The sequence below is a fragment of the Microbacterium sp. Root61 genome (assembly GCF_001427525.1).
In the GTDB taxonomy this organism is placed as follows: Bacteria; Actinomycetota; Actinomycetes; order Actinomycetales; family Microbacteriaceae; genus Microbacterium.
Map to the genome: position 1 here is coordinate 2,037,298 of NZ_LMGU01000001.1, position 11,411 is coordinate 2,048,708.

The window sequence follows — 11,411 nt, forward strand, 5'->3', positions numbered from 1 at the left end:
CCTCTTTCATGTTGCGGGTCACGCACGCAGCTTCATGGTCTGCATGATGACCGCGGACATCTCCTCGACGCTCTTCGTCGAGGAGTTCAGGAAGGGGACGCGGTTGCGTCGGTACAGGTCTTCGGCGCGGCGGAGCTCGATCGTGCACTGCTCGAGGCTCGAGTACCGCGAACTCGGGCGACGCTCGTGCCGCACCTGGCTGAGCCGCAGCGGTGTGGTCGTCAGCCCGAAGCAGCGCCCGGCGTACTTGGCGATCGGCCGCGGCAGCCCCTCCGCGGGGAAGTCGTCGTCGGTCAGCGGATAGTTCGCGACCCGGAGTCCGTACTGCAGCGCGAGGTACATCGTCGTCGGGGTCTTGCCGCACCGCGACGGCGCGATGATCACGACGTCGGCCTGATCGAGGGCGCGCGAGCTCTGCCCGTCGTCGTGCTCGATCGCATACTCGACCGCGCGCATGCGCTCGAAGTAGCGCTCCATGTCGCCCACGCCGTGGTACTGCCCCAGTTGCTCGGATGCCGTGGTGCCCAGGGCGGTCTCGAGCTCGGTGAGGTGCCCCGCCAGGAGGTCGATCGTGTCGGCCCTCGCGCTGGCGAGGGCGCTGCGGATCGCCGCCTGCTTGACCGTGGTGAAGACCAGCGGGGCGCGGCCCGCATCAGCGGCGCGATCGATGTCCTGGACGACGGCGAGCGCACCGGCCGTGGTGTCGACGAACGGGATCGTGTGCCGGACGAAGGAGATGCCGGGGAAGTTCGCCAGCAGTGCGTTCCCCAGTGTCTCGGCCGTCACGCCTGTGCTGTCGGACACGAAGTACGCAGCACGCACGGCGGGCACGCCGGCCCGGGTCCCGGCGACATCGAGGGAACTCATGCTTCGACGTTACGGAAGGATTGCCCCGGAATACGTTCGATCTGCGACGAAGGAAGTGCAGTTCTTTACAGCGGAAAACTTTCGAGCCGTCGCGCGGCGATCGGCACGTGTACTCCGGCGTCAGGCGTCAGCGAACGCGGTCCCCCAGCTGTCGTAGCTCATGGTCTGCGCGACGGGGAGACGCCGGGCCGGACGGAAGTCCTCGCCGAGCGTGTACGCGACCGGGAGGAGGGCGATCTGACGGACGTTCTCGGGAATGCCCAGGATCTCGGCGACCTCCCGCTCGTGACCGAGATGCACCGTCGTGTACGTGGAGCCCAGGCCGAACGTCCGCAGCGCCAGCTGAAAACTCCAGACCGCGGGAATCGCCGAACCGTAGAATCCGGCGGCCGCGGGGTAGGACAGCGGCTCTGCACGCCCTCCCGTCATGCACGGGAGGGCAAGCACGGGAATGGTCTCCATGCGCTCCAGCAGCTCGATGCCGCCCTGGTAAGCGCGGCGGGCTCCGGGATCCGTCGCGCCGGCGAGAACCTCCCGGAACCGCGCGATCGCCGGCTCACGGAATGCCTCCACCACGTCACGTCGCACATCCGGGTCCTCGAGGATCACCCACCGCAGTCGCTGGCGGTTGCCTCCGGAGGGGGCCTGTGCAGCGATCTCGATGCATTGCTCGACGACGGCCCTCGGCACTGGCCGACCCGCATCGAGGCGTCGTCGCACGGCGCGTGTCGTCGTCAGGGCGGTACGGGCATCCATCGATGGTCTCCTCGAGTGCGCATGCGAACTGCGCTTCATCGTGCTGTCGGCGGCCCGGGAACGGGCTCACCAGGAGATCGGCATCGCGTCCAGGTTGTAGATGATCGTGTCCTCGCGGAACGGCAGCTCCGCCTCAGGCACGGCCAGCGCGAGGTTCGGCAGCCGACGGTAGAGCGTGGAGAACACCACCTGCAGCTCGACACGGGCCAACGACTGCCCGGCGCACTGGTGGGTGCCGAAGCCGAGGGCGTTGTGGCGCCGCGCCTCGGGACGCTGCAGGTCGAGCCGGTCCGGGTCCAGGAACACCTTCGGGTCGCGCGAGGACTGGTGATCCAGCGCGATCACGCCCTCCCCCTTGCGGATGATCTGACCGTTCAACTCGAGGTCCTCGGTCGCGATGCGCCGTCGCCCCGTCTGGGCCGGCGAGACGAACCGCAACAGCTCCTCGGTCGCGTTGGAGACGAACTTCGCGTCGCCGCTGTTCTCCTGCAGGAGCGCCAGTTGCTCGGGGTTGTTCAGCAGCGCGAGGGTGCCGAGAGCGATCAGGGAGGTCGATGTGTCGTGGGCGGCCGAGACCAGGAGCGTCACCTCGCTGATCAGCTCCGATCGGGTCATCACGCCACCGCGGACGCCGTCCTCCAGGAATCGTGAGATGAGGTCGTCCTGCGGTTCGATCTCACGCGCGGCGACCAGCTTCTCCGAGTACGCGCGCAGCTCGGTCATCGCCTGCGCGGTCTGCTCCGGCGTGGAGTGCGCGGACGACATCGTCGAGGCGAGATCGAGGAACCCTTCCCGGTCCTCCGCCGGCACCCCGAACACGGCACCGAGGATCAGGGCGGGTACGGGCAGGGCGAAGTCCGCCACGAGATCCGCCGGCTGCGGCTTCGCGAGCATCGCGTCGATCAGGTCGTCGACGATCTGCTGCATCTGCGGACGCAGAGCCTCCATGCGCGCCGCCGACAGGTGACGCGCGAACAAGCGACGGTAGGGCAGATGTTCCGGATCGTCCATCTGCAGGAACGTGCGCGCCTTCGACTGATACCCCGCGTTCTTCAGCGGGAAGCCGGGGCGGGACTTGTCGGCGCTGAACCGCTGGTCTGAGGTGACCTGACGATACTCGTCGTAGGTGGTCACCAGCCACGGCTCACTGTCGTCCCAGATCCGCACGCGGCCCATCGGGGCGCCGCTCCGCTGGATCTCGGCGAACTCGGGTGGTGGCGCCAATCGATCGCCGGGGGCACGCCGGGTCGTCCATGCGATCGTTGCGTCGGGCACGAGCACGTCGTCTTCCATCGTTGACTCCTTCGTCTCCGGCACGCCCGACGCGCTAAGACGCGATGGCGGCTCTATCCATCCAACTCCTGCGAGTTCACCGACCCGATCCCGACCCCGCCTGCGGCAGGGTCGGCCATCCATCGGAGAACTGCGGTTCACGCTTCTCGGCGAACGCCCGCGGGCCCTCGAGCATGTCGCCAGACAGGATCACGCGGTGGATCACCGACTCGTAGTAGCGCTGCTGCTCGGCGATCTGGAGGTTGCGCCAGTACTGCAGGATCTGCTTCGAGCCCCACACCGCAGTGGGCGAATGGGTCGCGATCGTCGCGGCACGCTCCAGCGCGGCATCGAGGAGCGCTTCGGGCTCGACCACGGCCTGCACGAGTCCGAGTTGGTAGGCGCGATCCGCGGTGAGTCGCTCGCCGGCCAGCAGCATGTCGGCGGCGACGCCGTAGGGCAGCAGGCGAGGCAGCACGTTCACGGCGACGCCGGCGAGGAACCCGCGCTTCACCTCGAATACGCCGAACCACGCGTCGGGCGTGCAGATCCGGATGTCGCACGACAGTGCCAGTTCCAGTCCACCTGACACTGCAGCACCGTTCACCGCGGCGATCACGGGCTTCTCCGTCGCGGCGAGCCCGGCGATATCGGGCCCCGGCGAGATCGGCAGCGTCGGCGCACCCCCGCTGCCCGCCGCCATCTCCTTCAAGTCGAATCCCGTGCTGAACGCTCGGTCGCCTGTCGCGGTGATCACCGCGACCCGCTGCTGCGGATCGCGGTTGAACTCCTGCACACCGGCCGTCAGCTCGGCCATCATGTCGCGCCCGAGCGCGTTCATCCGTTCGGGGCGGTTGATGGTGAAGACGGTGGTCGCGCCATCCTTGTCGATCTGCAGTTCCGACATCAGAGTCCGTTCATGATCAGGCCGCAACCGGAATCAGTTCGTCGACGGGATGCCCCGCCGCGACAGCCGTGCGGAACCGCATGAATCGACCGGCCACGCCACGCCCGACGACGGCGCAGAGACGCCCGTCAACCGTGTACGCGACGATGAACTTGCCCTCCTCCTCGAGGAGCACGTGCTCCTGCGCGCCCGCCGGGATGTGCCCGAACATCTGGATCTTGAAGCCGTACATGTCGGTCCAGAGGTAGTCCAACTTGGGGATCGTCACGGGCGGCTTGCCGAGCAGCAGCCGCGCGAGAGCGTCCGCCTGCTCCGTCGCACTCGTCCAATGCTCGACCCGCAGCGTGGAGCCGTCCTCGGCTCGGCGGCGTGCGATGTCGCCGATCGCCCAGATGCTCTCGTCCTGCGTGCGGCCGTCCGAGTCGACGACGACGCCGTCATGGATGTCGAGTCCCGAGTTCTCCAGCCACTGCGTGGCCGGGCTGGAGCCGATGCCGATGATGGCGATGTCGGCTTCGACCGTGCCGCCGTCGGCGAGGTTGACGCGTACGCCGTCACTGGTCGCCGACACATCGGTCACCCGGGTCGACATCCGCAGCTGCACACCGTTCGCCTCGTGCACGCGAGCGACGTGCTGCCCGGCCCACGTGCCCATGACGCGCTCCAGCGGATGCCGCGTCGATGAGATGAGCTCGACGTCACGGCCGAGCTCGCGCACCGTTGCGGCGATCTCGCTGCCGATGAACCCGCCGCCGATCACCGCGACGCGCTGGGCTCCGACGAGGGCGGCACGGAGTCCGTAGCACTCCAGCGCGGTGTGCAGAGTGTGCGTCCTGCCGCCGGTGATCGCCGTGCCGACGAGACGCGGGCGCACTCCGGTGGCGATGATGAGGGTGTCGTACGAGATCGACTCGCCCTCTTCGATGAGCACCTGCTTGCCGGCGAGGTCCAGGCCCACCGCGTGGGTCCCGCGCACGAACTCGATCTGCTGCTCGGCCAGATCCTCTGCCGAGCACAGGCGGATGTCGTCCATCTCCTTGGCCGAGCTGAGCACCTCCTTCGACAGCAGCGGACGGTGGTAGGGCAGGCCCCGCTCGTCTCCGACGAGGACCACCTCGCCGTCGTACCCACCTCTGCGCAGCGCCTGTGCGAATCGTGTTCCCGCGGCGCCGGCGCCGACGATGACGACCTTGCCCAGGTCACGAGCATCCGCGATCGTGATCGTTTCCTCGGCCATGCGGCGTCAGCCCTCGCGCGTGACCAGCGAGATGACCCGAGCCGGGCACACCTCGATCGCTTCTCGCACATCCGCGATCTGATCTTCGGACGGATGCACGTTGAGCACCTCGACGACGCCGTCCTCATCCCGCTGGGTGAAGATCTCGGGCGCGACGAACACGCACTGACCCCCACCCACGCAGATGTCCTGGTTGACCACAACGGTGTACTGCGGCTCGGTCTCTTCCATCTTCATATCTTTCTCTGGCAGGTGTTCGACCACCTGGGTGACTCGCTAAAAGGTGATCGGCATCTCGTCGACGATGTAGATGATCGTGTCCTCGCGGAACGGGAGCTCCGCCTCGGGCACGGCCAGCGCCAGGTTCGGCAGACGGCGGTACAGCGTCGAGAATGCCACCTGCAGCTCCACTCGTGCCAACGACTGTCCGGCGCACTGGTGAGTGCCGAAGCCGAGCGCGTTGTGACGTCGAGCCTCGGGACGCTGCAGGTCGAGCTTGTCCGGGTCGGGGAACACCTTCGGGTCGCGCGAGGACTGGTTGTCCAGCGCGATGACGCCTTCGCCGGCGCGGATGATCTGACCGTTGAGCTCGAGATCCTCAGTGGCGATGCGACGTCGACCCGTCTGCGCGGGCGAGATGTAGCGCAGCAGCTCCTCGGTGGCATTGGCGACGAACTTCGGGTCGCCGCTGTTCTCCCGCAGCAGTGCGAGCTGGTCCGGGTTGTTCAACAGCGCCAGCGTGCCCAGCGCGATGAGCGACGTCGAGGTGTCGTGTGCGGCGGAGACCAGGCCCACGACGCTGCTGACGAGCTCGTCACGCGTCATGACGCCGCCGCCGACGCCCTCTTCGAGGAATCGTGCGAGCAAGTCGTCGTGCGGCGCCGCCTCTCGCGCGGCGATGAGAGTCTCACCGTAGGCGTGGAGTTCGGCGAAAGCCTTCGCCGTCTCCTCGGGCGTGGAGTGCGCCGACGACATCGTCGAAGCGAGATCGAGGAACCCTTCGCGGTCCTCAGCCGGGACGCCGAAGACGGCGCCCAGGATCAGGGCCGGGACGGGCAGTGCGAAGTCCGCCACCAGATCCACGGGCTGCGGCTTCTTGATCATCTCGTCGATGAGGTCGTCGACGATCTGCTGCATCTCAGGACGCAGCGCTTCCATGCGCGCCGCCGACAGGTGACGCGCCCAGAGTCGACGGTAGGGCAGGTGCTCCGGGTCATCCATCTGCAGGAAGGAACGCGCCTTCGACACGTAACCGGCGTTCTTCAGCGGGAAGCCCGGCCGCGACTTGTCGGCGCTGAAGCGCTGGTCGGACGTGACCTGACGGTACTCGTCGTAGGTCGTGACCAGCCACGGCTCGCTGTCGTCCCAGATCCGGACGCGGCCCATCGGGGCACCGCTGCGCTGGATCTCCGCGAACTGCGGCGGTGGCGCGAGGCGGTCACCCGGCGCTCGCTCGGTCGTCCATTCGACAGCCTTGCCTTCGGGTGAAACCGTTGTCTGCTCCATTGCAATCCTCCTGTCACTGGGTCGGGGCGCTCAACGCGCCATCGACCCGCCATCCACGTAGATGTTCTGTCCGGTGACCCACGACGCTTCGTCGCTGGCGAGGAAGGCCACCATTCCCGCAATATCGGCCCCTTCGCCGAGGCGCCCCAGCGGGACGACATCGGTGCGGCCTTCGCGGCGCTCCTTCTGATCGGCATCGTTGCGCACGGGGTAGGCCATCAGGCCTGGACCCACCGTATTCACTCGGACGCCGCGATCTGCCACGGCCAGCGACAATCCCTTGGTGAAGTTCGCCAATCCGGCCTTGGATGCACCGTAGGCGAGGTTCAGCGGCAAGCCGTGCTCCGCGCCGCCCGACGAGATGAACACGTAGGACGCGCCCTCACTCAGGTGATCCAGTGTCTCCTTGGCGAGGACGAACGAGCCTGTGAGGTTGACGGCCAGCACCTGGTTCCATCCCTCGACGGTCTCCTCCTCGAGCGTCGTGCCCTGGTGGCTGATGCCTGTCGCGTTCACGACGACATCCAGCCCTCCGAGGTCAGCCAGCGTCTTCGCGACACCTGACTTCACACTCGCCGGGTCGGAGATGTCGATGATGGCCGACGACAGGGATGGATGACCCGCGGATGCCTCGAACGCCGCCAGTGAAGCGGGGTTGCGGTCGGCCGCGACTACCCGGGCGCCTTCCTGCAGCATCCGCTCCACGATGGCGGCCCCGATCGAGCCGGCTCCGCCGACTACCAGGACGCGCTTGCCCTGCACGCGTCCGTTTCCGTTCTGCGTCACTTCTGCACCGGCCAATCCATGAATTCTTCTGTGAAGTCCAACTCTGCCGCCTCGATCACGACGTCGCCGAGCTCGGCCAGCCTGACCTGCTCCGACCCCATCCGGCCACGCTGAACGGCGGACCTGTTGTGGAAGTGATGGAGGTGATATTCCTTCATGAACCCGATGCCGCCGTGCAGCTGGTTGCCGACCTGGGTGGCGCGCACCGCGGCATCGCTCACGAACCAGGCGGACTCGGCGGCGGCCCGCTCCGACTCGAACCCGGCGCTCTCGCGCCAGAGCGCGTGGTTGACCATGTTCGTGGAGGCCTCCAGGTCCAACGACAGGTTGGCCAGGTGATGCTGGACGGCCTGGAACTGCCCGATGAACTTGCCGAACTGCTCGCGCTGCTTGACGTGCGTGACGGTCATCTCGAGCACCCGGCGCATGACCCCGACCAGATCGGCGGCACGCAGGACACGCAGGAGGTGGCTGTGTGCACGCCACTGCTTTGCTGTGATGACCGCGGCCGGAGCGCCGATGGGCGCTCCGCTGAGGGTGACGCTTCCGCTGCGCGAACCGTCCATACCGCGCTGGGGGACGATCTGCACGCCCTCCGCGTCGGGGGCGACGACCCACAGCCCGATGCCGTCGGCGACCGGCGCGGAGACGACCAGCAGGTCTGCTCCGTCGGCCCACTCGATCCCGCTCGCGTTTCCGCTGGCTGCGCTGCCGTCGAACGACAGCGCGGTGAACTCGCAGACCGCCGCGATGCCGCCGCCTTCGACGCGGCTGACCACGGCCGCACCGGCATCACCGAGAAGACGCTGCGCCGTGAGCCCCGCCGTGACCGACGCGTGGAACGGACCGGTGTAGGCGACGTAGCCCAGTTCGGAGAGCAGGATGCCGAGCTCGACGAGGTTGGTGTCGGAATCTTCGCCGGCGCCCAGCTCGATCAGACCGGCCTCGCGCAGTGCCTGCTCGGCGCTGACGGAATACCGTTCGTCGGTGCCGAGGACCTCATTGAGGTTCTCCGGGGCGGCGTGGGTGGCCAGGATCGAGCCGACCATGTCGCGCAACGCGACCTGTTCCTCTGACAGTGAGAGATCCATGCGTTCTTATCTCCGGTTCTTCGGCAGGCCGAGCCCGCGCTGAGCGATGATGTCCCGTTGCACTTCGTTGGTGCCGGCGGCGAAGCGGAACACGGTGGACTCGCGATAGGTGAGTTCCATGACGCCGTCCAACGGGGCATCCGGTTCTCCAAGCCCGATGACGCCCTCGCGGCCCATCATCGAGATCGCGGCATCCGTGAGCTGCTGACCGAAGTCGGAACTCCAGATCTTCGCCATCGACCCCTCGACGTTCGGGACCTGCCCGTTGGCCACCATGCCGGCGATGCGCAGGGAGAACATGCGCATGACTTCCATGCGGGCCGAGAGCTTGCCGATGTTGGCCCGCACCAGCGGGTCATCCGCGGGACGCACGCCGTCGGCATTCACCGCGGTCGCCCAGTGCAGGAGCTCGCCGAATTCGCGGACGAGGCGGTTCGCCGTCGGGGTGCGCTCGAAGTCGAGCGCCATCGCGACGACCTTCCAGCCCTCGTTCTCTTCGCCGACCCGGTTCGTCGCCGGGACGCGGACGTTGTCGTAGAAGACCTCGTTCACGCGGTAGTCCGCGCCGGTGATCAGCGGGCGGACCGTGATTCCGGGGGTGTCGAGGGGGACGATGATGACCGAGATGCCGGCATGGCGGGAATCGGGCGCACCCGTCCGCACGCACAGCCACACGTGGGTCGCGTACTGCGCCGCCGTCGTGTAGATCTTCTGCCCGTTGATGACGTAGTCGTCGCCATCGCGCACAGCGCGGGTCTGCAGGTTCGCCAGATCCGTACCGGCTCCCGGCTCGGTGTATCCGAGGCAGAACTCGTGCTCGCCGGAGAGCAGTCCCGGCAGGTAGTCGCGCTTCTGCGCGTCCGATCCGATGCGAAGGATCGTGGGGCCGATCATCAGCACCCCGAGCATCATGCTGGGGAATTGACGACGGTTGAGTTCATCGAGAAGGAGCCACTGCTGAATACCGGTGGCAGCCCGGCCGCCGTATTCGACCGGCCAGGAGATGCCGAGCCACCCGTCGGCTCCGAGTCGGGCGAGGAATGCCTTGCGTTCCTCGTTCTCCGCCGCGCCCATCGCGTGGTCGGGTCCGACGAGACCAGGATTCGCGTAGAAACCCTCTTCCACGAGCCCGTCCAGGTATGCCCGGAACTCGTCGAGCAGGTTCCTGTCTTCTTGTCTCAGCGCGAAATCCATGCTTCTCCTCTTCGCAAATTCACTGTCGTCATCTTGCCTGTCGGCAGGCACACCCCGGGGACGAACTGGATTCGTCCCCGGGATGCCCACCACCTGTTCAGGCGCCAGGTGTCGTGCGTTCTACTGGTCGAGCCAGGCGTCGCCCAGGTAGATCATCAGGGTTCCCTCGTAGGGGAACTCGTCGGATCCGAGGTGCAGCTTCGTGGAGTAAGAAGTGGCACTGGCGAACGGTGTCTGCCAGAACAGGATCGAGTCGCGCTTGACGACCTCTGAGACGTCCTGCCATGCCTTGTTTCGGTCCTCGAGCTTGAGCTCGTCGCGCGCACGAAGCAGCGCCTCGTCCAGGTCCGGGTTCACGACACGACCCCAGTTGAATCCACCGGAGTACATGTAGCGCCACTGCGTGGGGTAGCCGGACGAGCCGTTGACGCCGTAGATCACGTCGTAGTTGCCGGTCGCCGTGTCCTGCAGCCACGCAGCCGCGTCGGCGATACGGATCTTGACATCCAGCCCGATCTCCGACATGGCACTGGCGTAGTACGACACCTCATCGGATGCCGCCGGCGCTGAGAAGTCGATGACGTTGCTGTTGCCCTCGGCCACGTACTCGGCGACGAGCTCCTTCGCCTTCTCGATGTCAGGGGTGGGCGAGCTGCCCTTCAGGCACGCCGGCGAGCTCTCCGGGAACGGGATGCAGTCCCGGTCCAGGTTCCACAGGGTGCTGCCCGGGAAGATCACCGAGTTCGCAACCTTCGGGTCGGTCGCCAGCCCGATCGCCTCACGGATACGGACGTCACTGCCCGGACCCTTCGAGGAGTTCGGGACCAGCGCCTGTCCACCGGCCGGCGAAGCGACCGTGATCAGCGACTTGTTCGCCTCCACCGATGCCCAACCGCTGCCGCTGACCTGGGCCAGCATGACGCCGCCGGACATGACCGCGTCGATGCGGCCCTGCGGGTCGGGAAGGACTTGGTATGTGACGCCGTCCAGGTACGGCTGACCCTTGACGAAGTAGTCATCGTTGCGGACGAGGTCGAGCTCGCTGTCGCGCATCCAGGACTTGAACTTGAAGGGACCTGCACCCACGGGGTTCTCGTTGAACTCATCGGGGTTCGCCAGCGCGGCGGGCGAACCGATCAGACCCGCCGGCGAGGAGCCGGTCAGGGCGAGCGGGAAGGATCCGCTCGGTTCGGCCAGCGTGATGGTGACTTCGAGGTCGCCGGTCGCCTCCATCGTCTGGATGCCCGAGAGCATCGACTTCGCGGAGCTCTTCGAGTCCGGCGCAATATGCCGGTTGAGGTTGAATATGACGGCCGCGGCATCCAAAGGCGTGCCGTCGGTGAAGTCGACGCCGTCGCGGAGCGTCAGCACCCAGACCTTGCCGTCGTCGGACTCCAGCGACTTCGCGAGCTTCGGGGTGACCTCGCCGGTGATGTCGTTCCGATACATCAGCGTGTCCATCACCTGCGCGGCACGCTCGATGCCCGTCCCCAATGCGACCAGGCGGACCGGGTCGAATCCGGGCATCTCCGAGAGAGCGCCGACGACCGCCGTGCCGCCGGCCTGCGGTTCGGCATCAGCGCTGGTACTCGGTGAGGCTGTTCCACCACCCGCACCCGAGCACGCTGTCAGCGTCAACGCGAAGACGCCGACGAGGGCTATCGCTCCCGCACTCATCCTGACTTTTCGAAACACCATTGTCTCCTCTCAAGCACGCGTCTTCGCGTGGCCTTGCTGTCAGCCCCCCGGGGGGGAGTTGGTATCCACTATACCCGATATTTGATCAGTTACTAGA

11 protein-coding genes are annotated in these 11,411 nt (G+C 67.0%); all 11 read right to left on the reverse strand.

Going from position 1 to position 11,411, the window contains the following annotated elements:
* Positions 1-18: 18 nt before the first annotated feature.
* The gene (locus ASD65_RS09885; RefSeq protein WP_056221838.1) at positions 19-867 is read right to left on the reverse strand and encodes a pyruvate, water dikinase regulatory protein; all 849 of its coding nucleotides are present in this window, start codon (positions 865-867) and stop codon (positions 19-21) included.
* A gap of 120 nt (positions 868-987) precedes the next feature.
* Positions 988-1,623, reverse strand: coding sequence for a nitroreductase family protein (locus ASD65_RS09890; RefSeq protein WP_056221841.1), 636 nt, complete (start codon positions 1,621-1,623; stop codon positions 988-990).
* Positions 1,624-1,689: 66 nt separating this feature from the next.
* A complete protein-coding gene (locus ASD65_RS09895; protein ID WP_162248481.1) occupies positions 1,690-2,916 on the reverse strand; it encodes a cytochrome P450 in 1,227 nt (408 codons plus the stop codon).
* 76 nt (positions 2,917-2,992) lie between these two features.
* Positions 2,993-3,802 carry an enoyl-CoA hydratase/isomerase family protein gene (locus ASD65_RS09900; RefSeq protein WP_056221847.1) on the reverse strand — a complete coding sequence of 270 codons (810 nt, stop codon included), beginning with the start codon at positions 3,800-3,802 and terminating at the stop codon, positions 2,993-2,995.
* A 16-nt stretch (positions 3,803-3,818) separates the two neighbouring features.
* Entirely contained in the window at positions 3,819-5,039 is a 1,221-nt protein-coding gene (locus ASD65_RS09905) for an NAD(P)/FAD-dependent oxidoreductase (RefSeq protein ID WP_056221849.1), read from the reverse strand.
* Between the two features lie 6 nt (positions 5,040-5,045).
* Positions 5,046-5,270: a ferredoxin gene (locus tag ASD65_RS09910; protein WP_156378829.1), complete on the reverse strand. Its 225-nt coding sequence runs from the start codon at positions 5,268-5,270 to the stop codon at positions 5,046-5,048.
* A gap of 45 nt (positions 5,271-5,315) precedes the next feature.
* Positions 5,316-6,545: a cytochrome P450 gene (locus ASD65_RS09915; RefSeq protein WP_056221855.1), complete on the reverse strand. Its 1,230-nt coding sequence runs from the start codon at positions 6,543-6,545 to the stop codon at positions 5,316-5,318.
* A gap of 30 nt (positions 6,546-6,575) precedes the next feature.
* A complete protein-coding gene (locus ASD65_RS09920; RefSeq protein WP_162248482.1) occupies positions 6,576-7,346 on the reverse strand; it encodes an SDR family NAD(P)-dependent oxidoreductase in 771 nt (256 codons plus the stop codon).
* A complete protein-coding gene (locus tag ASD65_RS09925; RefSeq protein WP_056221860.1) occupies positions 7,328-8,422 on the reverse strand; it encodes an acyl-CoA dehydrogenase family protein in 1,095 nt (364 codons plus the stop codon). Before ASD65_RS09925 ends, ASD65_RS09920 begins: the two co-directional genes overlap by 19 nt.
* Before the next feature lie 6 nt (positions 8,423-8,428).
* Entirely contained in the window at positions 8,429-9,616 is a 1,188-nt protein-coding gene (locus ASD65_RS09930) for an acyl-CoA dehydrogenase family protein (RefSeq protein ID WP_056221863.1), read from the reverse strand.
* A gap of 120 nt (positions 9,617-9,736) precedes the next feature.
* Complete coding sequence (locus ASD65_RS09935) at positions 9,737-11,293, reverse strand: ABC transporter substrate-binding protein (protein ID WP_056221866.1); 1,557 nt, start codon at positions 11,291-11,293, stop codon at positions 9,737-9,739.
* Positions 11,294-11,411 lie beyond the last annotated feature (118 nt).

Excerpts from the sequence above, each read along its gene's own strand:
- ASD65_RS09900 (WP_056221847.1), bottom strand. The coding sequence starts at position 3,802 with ATGTCGGAACTGCAGATCGACAAGGATGGCGCGACCACCGTCTTCACC.
- ASD65_RS09890 (WP_056221841.1), bottom strand. The coding sequence starts at position 1,623 with ATGGATGCCCGTACCGCCCTGACGACGACACGCGCCGTGCGACGACGC.
- ASD65_RS09905 (WP_056221849.1), bottom strand. The coding sequence starts at position 5,039 with ATGGCCGAGGAAACGATCACGATCGCGGATGCTCGTGACCTGGGCAAG.
- ASD65_RS09885 (WP_056221838.1), bottom strand. The coding sequence starts at position 867 with ATGAGTTCCCTCGATGTCGCCGGGACCCGGGCCGGCGTGCCCGCCGTG.
- ASD65_RS09935 (WP_056221866.1), bottom strand. The coding sequence starts at position 11,293 with ATGAGTGCGGGAGCGATAGCCCTCGTCGGCGTCTTCGCGTTGACGCTG.
- ASD65_RS09925 (WP_056221860.1), bottom strand. The coding sequence starts at position 8,422 with ATGGATCTCTCACTGTCAGAGGAACAGGTCGCGTTGCGCGACATGGTC.
- ASD65_RS09895 (WP_162248481.1), bottom strand. The coding sequence starts at position 2,916 with ATGGAAGACGACGTGCTCGTGCCCGACGCAACGATCGCATGGACGACC.
- ASD65_RS09915 (WP_056221855.1), bottom strand. The coding sequence starts at position 6,545 with ATGGAGCAGACAACGGTTTCACCCGAAGGCAAGGCTGTCGAATGGACG.
- ASD65_RS09930 (WP_056221863.1), bottom strand. The coding sequence starts at position 9,616 with ATGGATTTCGCGCTGAGACAAGAAGACAGGAACCTGCTCGACGAGTTC.
- ASD65_RS09910 (WP_156378829.1), bottom strand. The coding sequence starts at position 5,270 with ATGGAAGAGACCGAGCCGCAGTACACCGTTGTGGTCAACCAGGACATC.